We start from the raw sequence: 15,958 nt of genomic DNA on the forward strand, positions 1-15,958 counted from the left end.
ATTCGGTGCCTTCATGACCAGACCCACCCTGCCGCCGCGCTTTCCGGCAACGCCCGAGCAGATCAACGCGCAGGTCCGCGCCTTTTACGCCCGCGTACGCGAAGACGCGGTGCTGGGTCCGGTCTTTGCCAACCATGTCGCCGACTGGCCCGCACATGAGGACAAGATCGCCGCATTCTGGCGGAACGCAATCCTGTTCGAGCGCAGCTATGACGGTAATCCGCAACGGGTCCATATCGAAAGACCTGACATAAAGCCTGAATTCTTCGCCCATTGGCTGGACCTGTTCGAAGAGGTCGCTACCCAAACCCTGCCCCCGGAAACCGCCACCCCGTGGGTCGCGCTGGCGCGCCGCATTGGCGTGGGGATGAAAGCCGGTGTGCAATCGGCGCGCCAACCCAAGGACGCCCCACCGATCCTGCGTTGATCCCGGGTCATAGCGGCATTGCGATGTTAGCGATAAAATAGGGGCTATGCGGCCGGTCAAAATGGGATTACTCAGGGGCAAGACAGCCCCTTTGCGCTGCGACGGCACAGTGCCACCACACCAAAATCACCCGAGGCCATATCGATGAGCACTCAAAACACCACCCTTCGTGGACTTGGTTTCGCGTTTCTGGGATTCGCGGTCTTTGCCAGCCATGACGCGCTGATCAAGGTGCTGGGTGGCACCTATTCTGTGATGCAGATCATCTTTTTCGCCACGTTGTTTTCTTTTGTGCCGATGGCGGTCACGATCCTGACCGACCGGACCACCGGGAACTTCCTGCCACACCACCCTTGGCTGGTGCTGCTGCGCTCGGCCTTGATGGTGACGGCCATGGTCTGCGCCTTCTACGCTTTCTCGGTGCTGCCGCTGACCGAGGTCTATTCACTGCTGTTTTCTTTCCCCCTGATCGTTACCGTCCTGTCGATCCCCATTCTGGGAGAAGTCGTGCGCGCTCAACGCTGGGCCGCCGTTGGCGTCGGCTTGATCGGAGTGCTGATCGTCCTGCGCCCCGGCGCGACAGACATCACACTTGGCCACCTCGCGGCATTAACGGCAGCATTTTGCAGCGCCTTTGCATCCGTGCTGGTGCGCAAGATCGGGAATGAGGAACGTTCGGCCGTGCTGATCCTCTATCCGATGCTGCTGGCGATATTGGTCATGAGCCTTGCCCAACCCGCCGTCTACCTGCCGCCCTCACTGCTGCATCTGGCAATGATGGCGCTGGTCGGCGTGTTCTCGGTCATTGCCCAACATCTGATCATTCTGGCCTACCGCGCCGCGCCCGCGGGGGTCGTGGCCCCCAGCCAGTACAGCCAGATCATCTGGGCGACTTTGTTTGGTATGATCTTCTTTGGCGAACGGCCAGACGGTTGGGTCGCGGTCGGCGCCAGCATCATCATCGCTTCGGGTGTGTTCGTGGTCTGGCGTGAAAGCCGGGCGAACACGTCGTCGGTCAACACCCCGGTTCTGCGGGTACGCTCACCACGATCGGATACGGGGGCAACCCGCCCCGGAGAATGAAAAACGGCGCACCAATCAGTGCGCCGTTCTTAAATTTGCCTGGGCTAGAGCCTTAGTAGACTACGACAGACCGGATACTTTCGCCTTTGTGCATCAGGTCGAAGCCGTGGTTGATGTCGTCCAGACCCATGGTGTGGGTGATCATCGGGTCGATCTCGATCTTGCCTTCCATGTACCAGTCGACGATCTTGGGCACATCGGTCCGGCCCCGCGCACCACCGAAGGCGGTGCCGCGCCACGAACGGCCGGTGACCAGTTGGAACGGACGGGTCGAGATTTCAGCTCCAGCAGGTGCCACGCCGATGATGATCGATTCACCCCAGCCTTTATGCGCCGATTCCAGCGCCGCGCGCATCACGCCGACATTGCCGGTGGCATCAAAGGTATAGTCGCCGCCGCCTTTGGTCAGATCGACCAGATAGGGTACCAGGTCGCCTTCGACTTCGGACGGGTTGACGAAATCGGTCATGCCGAACTTGGTGGCCATTTCAACCTTGGCAGGGTTCAGGTCAACGCCGACGATCTGATCGGCCCCGGCCAGACGCAGGCCCTGGATCACGTTCAGACCGATACCGCCCAGACCAAAGACGATGGCACGGCTGCCGATTTCCACCTTGGCGGTGTTGATTACCGCGCCAATACCGGTGGTTACACCGCAACCGATGTAGCAGATCTTGTCGAACGGCGCGTCTTCACGCACTTTGGCCAGCGCAATCTCGGGCAGAACCGTGTGGTTCGAGAAGGTCGAGCAGCCCATGTAGTGCAGGATCGGGTCACCATCCAACGTCGAGAAGCGCGATGTGCCATCGGGCATCAGACCCTGGCCTTGAGTGGAACGGATCGCCTGACACAGGTTGGTTTTGGGGTGCAGACAGTACTCACATTCGCGGCATTCCGGAGTGTAAAGCGGGATCACGTGATCGCCCGGCTTCAGACTGGTCACGCCCGGCCCGACCTCAACCACCACACCAGCACCTTCGTGGCCCAGAATGGCAGGGAACAGGCCTTCGGGATCGGCACCCGACAGGGTAAATTCATCAGTGTGGCAGATGCCGGTGGCCTTGATTTCGACCAGAACCTCGCCCGCTTTTGGGCCTTCGAGGTTCACTTCCATTACTTCCAAAGGTTTGCCCGCCTGAACGGCGACGGCGGCACGGGTACGCATGGTGCACTTCTCCCTGTCTTATTTGACCCGACCCTGCGTCAAATACAGGGTGTTTTCAACCACGCTTTCATGGCAGGATGGCTAAATAATTGATATTGCAGAAACGACATCGACATTGTGAAGAGCGCCAATGCACCGATTTTTACCGATCCTGATCCTTGTGGTTGCCTGTACCGAAACCACTGTGCCCGAGGACGCCGCGCTTGTGGCCGAAGACGCGCCCGTCGATCTGGCGTTTTGTAAAGGCGAGCCCTTTGCGGATTCCGTTGGCCAGCCGGTATCAACCATTCAGGCGAACCTGCCCGAGCGGTCGCGCGTCTTGGGCCCCGACGACATTGCCACACAGGATTACCGCATTGATCGGTTGAATGTTTATGTGAACGGTGCCGGCGTCATTCAGCGCCTGACCTGCGGGTAAGGGCGGACTCGACTCAGGACATGATTCTCATTTAAGAACAAAATGAGAACATCTTGATGTCTGCCAATGCCCAAACGCCGAATACTTTCCCTGTGGTTCCCCCGTCTGGGGGCTGAACGGCTGGTCCGCGCTGCGCGGGGGCTGCAGGATGGGCCTTTGGCCGTGGTGGCCGAGCAGGCGAACATGCAGGTCGTCACCTCTCTGAACACTGAGGCTCAGGCCGCCGGTCTGCGCGTCGGTCAGCCGGTGCGCGACGCCCATGCCATGTGCGCCAGCCTGATCACCCGCCCCCGCAACGCCCCGGCCGAGGCTGCGTTCCTGACCGCGTTGCGCCGCTGGGCAGGCAAGTTCAGCCCATGGGTGGCCGAAGAGGCTCCGGACGGGCTGATCGTTGACCTGTCGGGCTGCGCGCATCTGTTTGGTGGCGAAGAAGCGTTGCTGAACGTGCTGGAAACCGACTGTGCCGATATGGGGCTGAGTGTGCAGATGGGCATCGCCGACACGCTGGGCGCGGCCTGGGCTTTGGCGCGCTATGCCGGGCAAGAGGCTACTTCGGATCGCAACGGCGACGCCATCAGCCAAGAGGCGCGCGCCACCCGTGCCCGCGCCACCAAGCGGCGGCACTGGACCAAGGGCGGGGCCGCGCCGCAGGTGATGGCTCTGGGCGGTGGCGCGCGCATTGCGGCACCGGGGCAGTCTTATGGCGCGCTCAGCCCCCTGCCCATCGCCGCGCTGCGGCTGGAAGATCAGGTCGTGGCGCAGCTGAACCGTCTGGGCCTGCGCCGGATCGGCGATCTGCTGGGCCAGCCGCGCGCAAGTTTGGCGCGGCGTTTCGGGCGCGGGCTGGTCCTGCGGCTGGATCAGGCCATGGGCAGCGCGCCCGAGCCGGTCTCGCCCGCCCGTCCACCACATCATTTTGCGGTGAAGATGACCCTGCCCAATCCGATCGGTCTGGTCGAGGATGTGATGGCCGCTGTTGATCGGGTGCTGCCGACGCTCTGCACCAAGCTGGAAGGGAAAGGGCGCGGGGTCCGCACCCTGCGTCTGGAAGCCCATCGCGCCGATCAGGCGGCCGAGATCATCGAGGTCGGTCTTGCTCGTCCGACCTATGACAAACACCGCATTCGCCCTTTGTTAGAGATGAAAATCGATAAGATCGATGCAGGATATGGCATCGACATGCTGCGGCTTGAGGCGGTGCAGACCGAACCCATCCACGCCCGCACCATGACCGGCCACGCCGAGGCGCGCCGCGCCGTGCAGGACAGGCTGAAGGGCAATAGGGCGGTAGACGATCTGATCGGCAAACTGGGCGCGCGGATCGGGCTGGAGGCAATCACGCGGCGACATCCGGCAGCGTCGCATATTCCCGAGAAAACGGCGCAGACATTGGCGGCGGCATGGTCGGAGCCTGCGCGCGACTGGCCTGCCCCGCCGCGCCCCCGCCCGTTGCAGATGTGGCAACCCGAACCGGTGATGGCCCCGGAAACCCCCGACATGCCCAGCGCCTTTCGCTGGCGCGGGCGCAATTGGCAACTGGCGCAGGCCACCGGCCCGGAGCGGATCGCGCCGGAATGGTGGCTGGACGACCCCAACTGGCGCAGCGGCGTGCGCGATTACTGGGTGGTGGTGACCGAACAAGGGGAACGGCTGTGGCTGTTCTACGGTCATGGCGGCACCATGTCGGCAGGCTGGTTCTGTCATGGACAGTTTTGTTAGAGTCTATTTTCCGCGATACACCAGCCAATCCGGAAGATAGTCGATCAGCCGGATCACCCAGGAAAACGGTGCGGGGAAATCCGTACGGAACCGACGGCGTGACATCGCCTTGACCACGCGATCCGCTGCATCTTCGGGGCTCATCAGCATTGGCATTTTGAAGCTGTTCTTCTCGGTCAATCGGGTCTTGATGAAGCCCGGATTGACGATCCGCACCGTAACGCCGGTGCCCGCCAGATCATGCCGCATCGTCTCGGCCAGCGAAATCAACGCGGCCTTGCTGGCTCCGTACCCTATGGCCGCTGGTAACCCGTGATACCCGGCGAGCGACCCGATCAACGTTACATCTCCCTGACCCGCCTGAACGAAACCCGGAACGGTTTCACCCAGTACCCGCAACGCGCCCAGATAATTCACATCACTCATGCAGATCGACGCTTCGGTATCCCACTCAGCCGCGCGCATGGGATCATAAGCGCCCGCGTTATACACCAGCCCGTCTATCGATCCCGCCTCGGCCACGGCGTTGCGAACAGAGTCTAAATTGGTCACATCACATGGAATCGCCCGGGCATTCGGAAGGTTCGAACAGACCTCGGACAAGCGTTCAGCATTGCGCGCGGACAGGATCAGACGAGCCCCCTTACGGCTGAGAACTTCGGCCAAAGCGCGGCCCAAACCTTCGCTTGCGCCGATGATCCAGATGGTCTTTCCGTCAAAGCTGCTCATATGTGGGTCGTTTCTCTTGTTTCTCACAATAATACGGCCCCGCATCCGCGTCGGATCAAATCGGTACGGCAATTCACGAAATCCGTAACCCGAAGTCACAAGATAGTGCATCTGTTAAAAATATCTAATCCGATTGATCCACCTGTGCCTACCCTGCGTATCCCTTTGTAAAATGTCACATAACGAGGCTGGAATGTTCGACGAAACCCGGGGTGTACGGAAAAAAATCGCGATTGTAGGTGCAGGCATTTCGGGTCTTTCCGCCGCTTACTATCTTTCTGAAAACAACGACGTGACGGTATACGAAGCGGAGCCACGACTTGGTGGTCACGCCCGCACGGTGATGGCTGGAAAGAACGGCGATCAGCCGGTCGATACCGGTTTCATTGTATTCAATTATGCGACCTACCCCTATCTAACAAAGCTGTTCGATGAACTGAATGTACCCGTCATCAAAAGCGAGATGAGCTTTGGCGCGACCATCGACAATGGCCGTATCGAGTACGGGCTGAACAACCTGCGCACGCTGACCGCACAGAAACGCAATCTGGCGCGCCCCGCGTATTACAAGATGATTGCCGACATCCTGCGCTTTGGCAAAGAAGCGCCCGAAGCGGCCAAGGACGACGACACAACGATTGGTGAGCTGGTAGACCAGCTACGTCTGGGTCACTGGTTCCGGCACAACTATCTGATGCCGATGTGCGGCGCGATCTGGTCCACTCCGGTCGAGTTTGTAGATCAGTTTCCGGCTCGGTCTCTGGTGCAGTTTTTCCGCAACCATGCCCTGTTGGCCAGTGGCCGCGCAAATCAGCATCAGTGGTATACGGTCAAAGGCGGCAGCATCGAGTATGTCCGCCGGATCGACGCCGCCCTGCGCGCACGCGGTGCTGAAATCCGATTGGCCAGCCCCGTACAGAACGTAGCCCGGGACGAGATGGGCGTGACCATTCACAGCGAAGGTATGGTAGATCAATTTGACGAAATCATTTTGGCCACCCACTCGGATCAATCCCTAGCCATTCTGGGTGAAGGTGCAACCTCTGCGGAAACCGCCGCACTGGGGGCAATCCGTTATCAGCCGAACACGGCCATTCTGCACTGTGACCCACGCCAGATGCCAAAGCGGCGCGCGTGCTGGTCCAGTTGGACGTATCGCTCGCAAGCCGGAGATGTGGGGGTGACCTATTGGATGAACAGGCTTCAGAACATTCCGGACAACGACCCATTGTTTGTGACGCTGAACGCCTCCTCAGAAATTCCCGCGGACAAAATCTATGATCAGGTCGAGTTTGCCCATCCGGTCTTCGACAAAGCTGCCCTGAAAGCACAAGGACAAATCCGTGAGATGCAAGGACAGAACCGAACCTGGTTTGCCGGTGCGTATAACCGGCACGGTTTTCACGAAGACGGGATAGCCAGCGCGATGCATGTCGTCGCGCAGATCAATGGTGCCCCTCAAACCATCGGAGCTGACAATGGCATTCTTGGAAAAGACCCGGCCATCCCGGTTGCGGCCGAGTAACAAGATCTGGCGCGCGGCGTTGATGACACTGTCTTTGCTGGCCCCCACGGGGCTGGCGGCTTCGCCGGTGACCGAAGAGCTGAACGACGCGCAGCTGCGCGGAGCGGCAACTTTCCGGTATCTGGGCCTGCCGATCTATGACGCCAAACTCTATACGCCCAAAGGCGCGCCATTCAACTGGAACGAAGATATCGGCCTGCAACTGACCTACCGCAAAAACATCAAGAAGAAGGCGCTAGTGAACTCGACCCTTGATGAGATGGATCGCATCGGGCGCCCAGCGCCCGTTCGCAACCAGTTGGACGTATGCTTCAAAGCCGTCACCAAAGGCGACAGTTATCTGGCGGTTTCTGACGGCCCCGACAAGGTCAGTTTCTGGCTGAACGGGCGAAAGACCTGCACCATGTCCTATCCGGGCATCAAACGCAGTTTCATGTCCGTATTTCTGGGGGACAATACGCGGTCCGCGTCTTTTACTCAAAAACTACAGGGTCGGTGATGCTCTATCCCCGGGTCAGCCTCTATGCGCTGATGCTCGCTGCGGCGGGTATTCCGCTGTATATCCACTTGCCGCGCTTTGCGGCGGTGAATCTGGGCATCGGCCTTGGGGTTATTGGTACTGTGCTGCTGGTGATCCGGCTGGTGGATCTTGTGCAGGATCCGCTGATCGGCTGGGCGATTGACAAATGGCCCAGCGGCCAGCTTGCTTTTGCAGCCATGGCCGCACTGGGTCTTGTCATTGGGTTTCCTGTGCTCTTCAGCTTACCGCAGGGCGCCAGTATTCCGACGCTGGCCGGTGTTTTGATCCTGTTGTTCTCGGCCTACAGCCTCGGGACCATCCTTTTGTATGGCCGCAGCGCAACTTTGGCGAAACGCACCGACCCGAATGAGCTGATGACACTGGCCGCCTATCGTGAGGGTGGGCAACTGACCGGAGTCGTTATCGCGGCCAGCGCCCCGGCCCTTTTGGTGGCCTTCGGAGCGCAGGCCCAAGGCTATCCCGCGTTTGGGGTTTTCTTGGGGCTACTATCCGTTCTGACCCTGGTGCTGACCGTCCCGATCTGGCGACGCACACCGATTACTGGCACGGGTTTGTCTTTTTCCGGCCTCGGCCAGTCCGGAGGCTTGCGCCTTCTGGCTTTGGCCTTGGTCAACAGCCTGCCTGTGGCCATCACCTCAACCCTGTTTCTGTTCTTTGTGGAAGACCGACTGCAATTGCCGGGCAAAGCGGGTCCTTTGTTGATCCTTTTCTTCCTGAGCGCAGGTACAAGCGTGCCGCTCTGGGCAAAGCTCAGCAACAGGATTGGCCCGAAACAGACTCTGATGATTGCCATGCCCCTCTCGATCGCGGGCTTCATCGGCGCTGCCACATTGAGTGCAGGAAACCTTGCCGGGTTTGCTGTCATCTGCTTCGCTTCGGGCGCGGCTTTGGGCGCTGATATGGTCGTGTTGCCGGCCATGTTTTCCGTCGTCCTGACCCGGGCCGGGCTGAACGCGTCTGCTGCGTTTGGAATCTGGTCCTTCGCAGGCAAGTTGGGCCTCGCCCTGGCTGCCTTTTTCACTCTTCCGCTGTTGGAACGCAGCGGTTTCACCCCTGGTCAAACCAATTCCGCACAAGCGCTGGATACACTCAATCTGGCCTATGCGGTGCTGCCCTGCATCCTGAAGCTCGGCGCATTTGGAATGGTCTTGACCCTGCCCACCGAGGTCACAAGCAAATGAACGCCATCGCCATCATCCTGCTGGTCTTTCTGATCGCAGTTTTCATCCGCGCCCGATTGCTGAGCTTTCGCGCGCAATCTCCGTCCGATTACACCGGAACCGGACCTGCCTTTTCGCTGAAAGAGCACTTGAATGGGGAAATCATGTCCGAGGGCCTGATCTATGGCCCCAATGGCAAGATGTCGAACAGCTTTGTTGCGCGCATGGTCGGCGAATGGAACGGCAACTCTGGCACGCTGTCCGAAGACTTCACCTATTCCAACGGCAAACAGATGAGGCGCAAGTGGTATCTGACGCTGGGAACCGGCAATACGTTCACGGCAACTGCGGATGATATCGTCGGTGAGGGTCAGGGGATCATGTCAGGATCAACCGTCAAACTGACCTATCGGATCATCCTGCCTGAAGACGCCGGGGGGCACACTTTGGATGTCACCGACTGGATGTATCTCACCGAACATGGCGTGATCATGAACCGGTCCGAGATGCGCAAATTCGGCATCAAGGTCGCTGAACTTGTCGCCACGATGCGCCCAAACCCGAGGACAAGGCCCATTCACGTAAACGGCGCAAACGGGTACGACGCCACATCGGAAGGGAAACCGTTGCAATGATTTCCGTTCGGTCCCTGATCACCTTCTTTGCCATCGCAAGCCTCGCGCTACTGGCGGCGTGTTCCAGCAAACCAAAGGTGCCCAAGACTTTCCTGTCCGACCGTCAGTTGAACCTTGAAGAATTTTTCGAAGGTAAAACAGTAGCCTACGGTCAGTTTCAGGATGTACTGGGAAACATCCCCCGCAGATTCACGGTCGATATCGATGGGACATGGGACGGAGAAACTCTGACACTTGTCGAGGACTTCCTCTATGATGATGGTGCGACCGAGCAACGCATCTGGACATTGACCAAGACCGGTGAAGACACATGGACCGGCACCGCCCCGGGCGTTCTGGGCACCGCCAGCGGGATCGAACGCGGCGATACGTTCAACTGGAAATACAGGATCGACCTGCCGATCAAGGAAGGCACGATGCGCGTCAAGTTTGACGACTGGATGTGGCTGCTGGATGACGACCGATTGCTGAACCGCGCCTATGTCTCACGCTATGGTGTACGACTTGGTGAAGTGATCCTGTTTTTCGAAAAGAAATAGACCCTAGAGGTCCAACTTCTAAGCGCCCGTCAGAAGAAGATAAACTCATCCACAGGTATCGGTGCTGATCCCTTGGCCTCGCCCGACTTGCGCGCGCTCGCGCCATCCAAAGCTGACGTCTCGGGCTGATCGCCGCCCTCCGCTTTCAGGCGCGCGCGCTCAATCTGGCCCCACAGAAAAAACAGACCATCCCGCTTCCCCATGAGGCGTGAAGGCACCCTTGTTCGCAAAACACGTGTTTTTGCCTGTGGCATCTGCTCTGTTACTGCCCCCGGTGTTTTACACCCTTTCCGAAAACCTATCGGTTTTGCCTGAAAAAGACAATTTTTTATGGGCAAAGTCAGATTTTCAACCACTCGTTGACAAGAGGCGCTCGCAACTCTCGCAAGGAACTGGCTACACGATATCGGCCACCTGTGATTTAGAGTGGATCGTTTAAAAACGGCGCGCCCTCACTTCAGCAATATTCAAGTGGAATTGATCCCCTTGCACAGACAATTCACTTGACCGGACCACCAGATAAGATTTCTATCATAGCGGGAATATTGCTTCTCCTAATCACCTTTTGGTATGTGGGCCCTATGAAGATTTTGGTTGTTGATGACGAACCTATTTTTTGCGAACTGATTGCCGCCGAACTTGCTGCGTGCGGATTTGGTGAGGTTCAGGCAGTAAACTCAGGAGCAGCCGCAATTGCGCTGGTCAGAGATAGTTCGGACCAATTCGACTGCATCCTGTTGGATATTGATATGCCGGGAATGAATGGCATTGAGCTGTGTCGCCTGCTGCGCACCGAGCCCAGCACAACTGACCTGCCGATTGTTATGGTCACTGCGCGGTCCGAAGTAGAAAGCGTGGACAAAGCCTTTGCTGCTGGTGCGACCGATTATCTGACCAAGCCGCTCGACCGGCGAGAGTTGCAAGGACGTATGACCATGGCATCGGGCATGGCGCGAGAACGCGCCGCCCGCAAAGCCGTATTGGCGCAAAACAAACCGACTGAGACGCTGAGCTTCGAAGAGCCGTTCAGGCTGCAGACAGATCAGTCCTGCATGGATTACCTGGCTTTGCAGAACTACGTTCTGAAGCTTGGCAACATGACGTTGTTCAGCCACGTCGCCATCGCGTTTCAGGTCATGAATGCGCGGCAACTGTTTCAGACCCTCGACAACTCGGAATTTCAGGACACAATGTCTGACGTCGCCGAAGTGATCGCAGAGGCTTTGGTGACCAATGATGCAATTGTTTCCTACGTTGGTTCAGGTTTTTTTGTCGCTTTGGTCAAACGTATTCCTGAAATCTCTGCTGAGAACATCGCCGATCAGATCGAAATGAAGCTGCAAACCATGAATGACTGGTACTCCAAACTGGACCAGATGCCCGTTCTGATGAAGATTGGGTCCCCCAGCACCAGAGGCATTGTTAACCTGTCGTCGGCGACTGAAATACTCGACACCGCATTGCAGAATGTAAATGAATCCACAGCCGTGCTGGGCGGGTATTCTGACGAAAACTCAATAGTAAATTTGAGGCGCAGTTGAGCTTGGTGACATGTGATGGGCGTTAGTTCTGAAAATACATCAGGTGCCGGACAAATGAACGAGGTCCTCAGGCAATTGCGCGCCAAATTTATCTCATCGTTCCAGGAGCGGCTGATAACACTCTCAAACGCGACTGAAGACCTGAAGGCAGATTCTGAAAACCCCGGCGCATTGGCGCAGATCCGGCGGGAATGCCACAAGATTGCAGGTCTGGCCGGCTCCATCGGGCTCACCGCAATCGGTGATCTGGCCGAGGACATAGACATCAAGCTCAAGCAGAAGCAGGTGGCCTGGGCTGGAGTCGAGCCAAAAGTTCAAGAGCTGATGGCTTGCATGAGAGACATTGAAAATTAGGCAAAGCGCCTTTGAAACACACCGTTTCGGGCGTGTCGCACACGTGAAAGATTGAAGATTGCTAGTAAGTGTTGGGAAGCCGGTTTGAGCAGACGACAAGAAACGCTGAGACAACGAAGGCGAAGGCACAAGCGCACCGTATCGCTGATTTACGCTGCGATCATCCTGCTTGGCTGTCTGAGCGTCATGCTTATGGACCGTGCGATTGTCGGGCAAAAACTGGAAGCAGAGCGCGCCGCCGTTCAGAGATCGCTCAATTTGACCACGTTTCGATTGGAACGGCTTATTGAAAGCTACAGCCACATGGCACGCAGCCTTGCCGTGGCGCAGCTGTCCGAGACTCAGGCGGGATTTCAGACATTGGCCCAGATGCTTCGGGGCAACAATCCAGGCATCATCAACATAGCGCGCTCGCAGAACTTCATCATCACGGACGTTCATCCTGTCGAGCCTAACCGCCAGCTTCTTGGATACGATTACCGGGACAACCCCCAGCATATGGCTTCTGTGCAGCGCGCGCTGGACAGTCAGGAGACCGTGATCGTCGGCCCGATGACACTGCTTCAGGGCGGGCGGGGCCTTTTGTTGCGCAATGCCCAACCCGGGGCGGACAATGTGGTCGGTAACATTGTGCTCGATTTCAACCGGCTTCTGACCGAGGCCGGTATGGAGGCCGAACCAGGCGTGTTTGCCTCATCGGCGCGGATCAAGGACCAAGACTTGGGTCCGCAAGTTGTGTTCGGGGCGGAGACCGTTTGGTTGGACGCACCGGTTTTGGCTGAATTCGAGCTGGGTGATGTCAGGCTGGAACTGGCCAAAACGCCGGCGGCTGGTTGGCATCCTGATACGGCACACCGTCCGGTTCTGATGCTCACAACTGCCGTGCTGGTCATGATTGCCCTGTATGGCGTCAACTATGCGCGGCGGCTGATCATGGAACGGGCCGAAGCCAGACGACAGCTGATGGATGCCATCGAGTCGATCCATGACGGGTTCGTCATTTTTGACCGGCAGGATCAATTGGTGCTGTGCAACCAGAAATACCGTGATTTTTTCAAAGCCTCCAGCAACCTTATTGTGCCCGGAACGACCTTCGAAACCATCCTCCGCGATGAGGTCAGGCAGGGCCAGTACCCCGATGCAATAGGGCGTGAGGAGGAATGGATAGCAAAACGTCTTGAGCTTCATGCCAATCCCAATGCCCAATCCGAAATCGAACTGGCGGATGGAAGCTGGCTCAAGGTTTCGGAATCTCAAACCAGCAACGGCAGTACGGTTGGAATTCGAACCGACGTCACGGAACTGAAGAAGGCGCTGCAAACGGCCGAAGAGGCGGTGGGTACAAAAACCGAGTTCATCAACAACATGAACCACGAGTTGCGGGCCCCTCTGACCGTCATTTTGGGATATATCGCCTTTCTTCGTAAGGTTGAATTGTTCCCACAATACCAGGCTTTGCGCGCAGCGATCGGTACGGATACCAAGCTGGAACGGTTGCTGAACGAATTCACGAACGTGGTCGTCCATCAGGCGACAAAGTCGGAAGCGTCCGGCAAACATCTGCTTGCTCTGATCAACTCAGTGCTGGATTGGGCCAAGCTCGGCTCGGGCAATGTTGAATTGAATATGGAAACCGTGCAACTCGACACAATCCTGACCGAACTGGGAGAAGAGCTTGGCCCCGCAGCTGAGGAAAAAGGGCTCAGACTGGAGGTTCAGGCAGAGCCGACCTCGATTGAGGGAGACCCGCTGCGCCTGAGGCAGATTTTCGTAAACCTGATCAACAACAGCATTAAATTCACCGACAAAGGTTTTGTCAGGGTGTCTGTCATTCAGAATGAAAACTCGGTGCAGGTCTCGGTCGAAGACAGCGGGCGCGGTATTCCGGACGATCAGCTGAACCTGATCTTTGATCGGTTCATCCAGGTCAGCGCAAATCAGAAAGGACAGATAGGAACGGGACTTGGCCTCGCGATTACAAAAAATCTCGTCCAGCTCCATGGCGGACAGATTTCGGTTTCCAGCTCTTACGGGAAAGGCACAGTTTTCCGGGTAACCTTTGCGAAGGATGCGCCTGCTTCCGGAGATACGGAATGTGAACGCTCCGAGACACCTCAAACTGCCCACGTTGGCACCCAACCTGATTGAGTGAAAGGCGATTGCAATGGCTCTCTTGAAAAAAGTGGTGCATGTAGACGACGACGAAGACATTCTGACGATCACCCGAATGTCGCTGGAACTTGTCGGTGAGTTTGAAGTCACCCAATTCAGTTCTGCCAAAGAAGCGCTGAACAATCTGGCAGGTCTTCAACCTGATCTGTTCCTGCTGGATGTAATGATGCCTGACATGGACGGGCCTGAACTTCTGGTTGAGCTGCGCAAGCGCCCCGAGTTTCGGAATACGCCGGTTGTTTTCATGACGGCAAAAGCAGAAGCCGCCCTTCAGGATTCACCACTCAGCGAAAGTGCTGCGGCTTATGTGACCAAGCCTTTCGACCCTTTTGCCCTACCCGAACAACTGAAATCATTGATTGAGAATGAGGTTTGACATTCACGTGCCTGGTAAAGGTGCCAAAGTTTCTCACATTTAAATTGCCGACCATAGCACAGAGCTCTGTTTTTTGTTGTTTCCAAGCAGGGTTTCTCTACCATAAAGAGTATTCCAAAGAAGGTTAGCACCTAGAAAGAGCAGTCAATTGAAGGTGAAGGGGGTTTGGACTTGAGCAGTCCGCCTGAATTTCCAACGGGTGGAGCAACAGGTTTTGAAATGTCGCCTATTATGCGGCAAATGAAAGACTACTGCCAGGTCGGACTGGATCTGACCGCGCAGCGTTTGCTCATATTTGCAGCTGCACTTGCACTTGCGGCCTATTATTATGACGGCAAATTTGCCGGAATCCTTTTGGTGCTGCTTGTCGCATCAGAGCTTTATGATCATTGGCTTTTTAGAAAAGTAACCGCCTGCGAAGACACAAATCACGACGCAGCCAGGCGCTTCCTGCCCTTGTTGTTTCTGAGCACATTTTTCAGCACATCTCTGATCATCGCCTATTCTGTTGGCATTGCCTTGATCCAAGGGCCGACAACCCATTTCATGGCTTCATTCTTTCTTTTTGCGGCAGCCCTTTTCGCCGCAATGCACAGCCATTACGTCCTGCCCGTTCTGGTAATGCGCCTTTTGTGTTTCGGAGCCGCATTCCTGTTCATACCAATCAGGGATATCGTGATCACCGATGCGCCCATTGAATCCGAGCTCTGGGCACATCTGTTCACAAGCCTCTTCGTGCTGACCTTTATTGTCGACAGCTCACTAGGCTATTTCAGAATCTATCGAGAGCGCGTCGCTCAGTACGACTTGCTTCAGGAAGAACATGAGAAATCGAAAATCGCGTATAAGGCGAAATCGGAATTCATCTCAACAATGAGCCATGAACTCAGGACACCACTGACGTCTTTGCGGGGATCGGTCGACCTCGCCCAGTCAGGTAAGTTGGGTGAGTTACCGGATAAGGTATCAGACGTTCTGAAAGTCGCTCAGCGAAACTGCACAAGGCTTCTGAAACTTGTTGATGAGATTCTGGATCTTCAAAGTGTTGAATCCGGTCGCATGAAATTCACACATGAGCTTCTGGATATACGTCAGGTCGTTTCTGATGCTGTCACGGACATTGGCATTTTCGCGTCTGACCATGCGGTGTCCATCAGGCTTGATTTGCCCGATCAAGAGATTGTTGTGCGTGGCGACAAACTAAGGCTTCAACAAGTTTGTGCTAACATACTCTCCAACGCCATAAAGTTCTCTTCGGCCAACAGCGAAGTTCTGATTTCAATGGTTGTTGAAGATTCACAGATAAAGATTCTGTTCCGGGACGAAGGGATCGGACTTTCCGAAGATGACCATGAAAAGGTGTTTGACCGTTTCACACAGATCGATTCCTCAGACACCCGGAAAATCGGAGGCACCGGCTTGGGTATGAACATTTCCCGTCAAATCATGAAAGCGCATGGCGGCCGCATCAGTTACCGAAAAAACGACGGTCCAGGAACCACGTTTTTCATCGAACTGGAGCGCACCGTTCTAAGTGCTTGAAGTGACTTTGTCTGGGGCAAAAGCCTCGAACC

The 15,958-nt window shown here is 56.6% G+C and carries 17 protein-coding genes; 14 read left to right on the plus strand and 3 right to left on the minus strand.

Annotated elements, in window-relative coordinates; translation table 11 throughout:
• The first annotated feature begins 13 nt into the window (after positions 1-13).
• The gene (locus ACR0LF_RS11845) at positions 14-427 is read left to right on the plus strand and encodes a group III truncated hemoglobin (RefSeq protein WP_480579687.1); all 414 of its coding nucleotides are present in this window, start codon (positions 14-16) and stop codon (positions 425-427) included.
• A gap of 144 nt (positions 428-571) precedes the next feature.
• Positions 572-1,510, plus strand: a complete 939-nt coding sequence (locus ACR0LF_RS11850; protein WP_480579685.1) for a DMT family transporter — start codon at positions 572-574, stop codon at positions 1,508-1,510.
• A 52-nt stretch (positions 1,511-1,562) separates the two neighbouring features.
• Here ACR0LF_RS11850 and ACR0LF_RS11855 read toward each other — a convergent pair whose 3' ends face one another.
• The gene (locus ACR0LF_RS11855) at positions 1,563-2,675 is read right to left on the minus strand and encodes an S-(hydroxymethyl)glutathione dehydrogenase/class III alcohol dehydrogenase (protein ID WP_480579683.1); all 1,113 of its coding nucleotides are present in this window, start codon (positions 2,673-2,675) and stop codon (positions 1,563-1,565) included.
• Between the two features lie 130 nt (positions 2,676-2,805).
• Here ACR0LF_RS11855 and ACR0LF_RS11860 point away from each other — a divergent pair, with 130 nt between their 5' ends.
• Positions 2,806-3,093, plus strand: coding sequence for an I78 family peptidase inhibitor (locus tag ACR0LF_RS11860; protein ID WP_480579681.1), 288 nt, complete (start codon positions 2,806-2,808; stop codon positions 3,091-3,093).
• 66 nt (positions 3,094-3,159) lie between these two features.
• On the plus strand, positions 3,160-4,812 hold the full coding sequence (locus tag ACR0LF_RS11865) for a DUF6504 family protein (protein ID WP_480579679.1): 1,653 nt from the start codon (positions 3,160-3,162) through the stop codon (positions 4,810-4,812).
• 3 nt (positions 4,813-4,815) lie between these two features.
• Here ACR0LF_RS11865 and ACR0LF_RS11870 read toward each other — a convergent pair whose 3' ends face one another.
• A complete protein-coding gene (locus ACR0LF_RS11870; protein WP_480579677.1) occupies positions 4,816-5,541 on the minus strand; it encodes an SDR family NAD(P)-dependent oxidoreductase in 726 nt (241 codons plus the stop codon).
• A gap of 193 nt (positions 5,542-5,734) precedes the next feature.
• On the opposite strand from ACR0LF_RS11870, the gene ACR0LF_RS11875 reads away from it, so the two are divergent.
• From ACR0LF_RS11875 to ACR0LF_RS11895, 5 genes are read left to right on the plus strand one after another with little or no spacing between them, the layout of a single operon-like run.
• A complete protein-coding gene (locus ACR0LF_RS11875; RefSeq protein ID WP_480579675.1) occupies positions 5,735-7,066 on the plus strand; it encodes an NAD(P)/FAD-dependent oxidoreductase in 1,332 nt (443 codons plus the stop codon).
• The gene (locus ACR0LF_RS11880) at positions 7,020-7,565 is read left to right on the plus strand and encodes a hypothetical protein (protein WP_480579674.1); all 546 of its coding nucleotides are present in this window, start codon (positions 7,020-7,022) and stop codon (positions 7,563-7,565) included. The genes ACR0LF_RS11875 and ACR0LF_RS11880 overlap by 47 nt, the downstream gene beginning before the upstream one ends.
• Complete coding sequence (locus tag ACR0LF_RS11885) at positions 7,565-8,788, plus strand: MFS transporter (RefSeq protein ID WP_480579672.1); 1,224 nt, start codon at positions 7,565-7,567, stop codon at positions 8,786-8,788. Before ACR0LF_RS11880 ends, ACR0LF_RS11885 begins: the two co-directional genes overlap by 1 nt.
• Complete coding sequence (locus ACR0LF_RS11890) at positions 8,785-9,402, plus strand: DUF3833 domain-containing protein (protein WP_480579671.1); 618 nt, start codon at positions 8,785-8,787, stop codon at positions 9,400-9,402. Before ACR0LF_RS11885 ends, ACR0LF_RS11890 begins: the two co-directional genes overlap by 4 nt.
• Positions 9,399-9,941: a DUF3833 family protein gene (locus ACR0LF_RS11895; RefSeq protein ID WP_480579669.1), complete on the plus strand. Its 543-nt coding sequence runs from the start codon at positions 9,399-9,401 to the stop codon at positions 9,939-9,941. The genes ACR0LF_RS11890 and ACR0LF_RS11895 overlap by 4 nt, the downstream gene beginning before the upstream one ends.
• A 29-nt stretch (positions 9,942-9,970) precedes the next feature.
• On the opposite strand, the gene ACR0LF_RS11900 is transcribed toward ACR0LF_RS11895, so the two are convergent.
• On the minus strand, positions 9,971-10,144 hold the full coding sequence (locus ACR0LF_RS11900) for a hypothetical protein (RefSeq protein WP_480579667.1): 174 nt from the start codon (positions 10,142-10,144) through the stop codon (positions 9,971-9,973).
• Positions 10,145-10,522: 378 nt separating this feature from the next.
• On the opposite strand from ACR0LF_RS11900, the gene ACR0LF_RS11905 reads away from it, so the two are divergent.
• The 5 genes from ACR0LF_RS11905 (at position 10,523) to ACR0LF_RS11925 (ending at position 15,926) form a co-directional block, all read left to right on the plus strand.
• On the plus strand, positions 10,523-11,482 hold the full coding sequence (locus tag ACR0LF_RS11905; protein ID WP_480579665.1) for a response regulator: 960 nt from the start codon (positions 10,523-10,525) through the stop codon (positions 11,480-11,482).
• A 54-nt stretch (positions 11,483-11,536) separates the two neighbouring features.
• On the plus strand, positions 11,537-11,836 hold the full coding sequence (locus ACR0LF_RS11910) for an Hpt domain-containing protein (RefSeq protein WP_480579663.1): 300 nt from the start codon (positions 11,537-11,539) through the stop codon (positions 11,834-11,836).
• 84 nt (positions 11,837-11,920) lie between these two features.
• Positions 11,921-13,984, plus strand: coding sequence for an ATP-binding protein (locus tag ACR0LF_RS11915; protein WP_480579661.1), 2,064 nt, complete (start codon positions 11,921-11,923; stop codon positions 13,982-13,984).
• Between the two features lie 16 nt (positions 13,985-14,000).
• On the plus strand, positions 14,001-14,384 hold the full coding sequence (locus tag ACR0LF_RS11920) for a response regulator (protein WP_480579659.1): 384 nt from the start codon (positions 14,001-14,003) through the stop codon (positions 14,382-14,384).
• A 171-nt stretch (positions 14,385-14,555) separates the two neighbouring features.
• The gene (locus tag ACR0LF_RS11925) at positions 14,556-15,926 is read left to right on the plus strand and encodes a sensor histidine kinase (RefSeq protein ID WP_480856346.1); all 1,371 of its coding nucleotides are present in this window, start codon (positions 14,556-14,558) and stop codon (positions 15,924-15,926) included.
• The last annotated feature ends 32 nt before the right edge of the window (positions 15,927-15,958 follow it).

Source organism: Ruegeria sp. E8 (assembly GCF_056533985.1).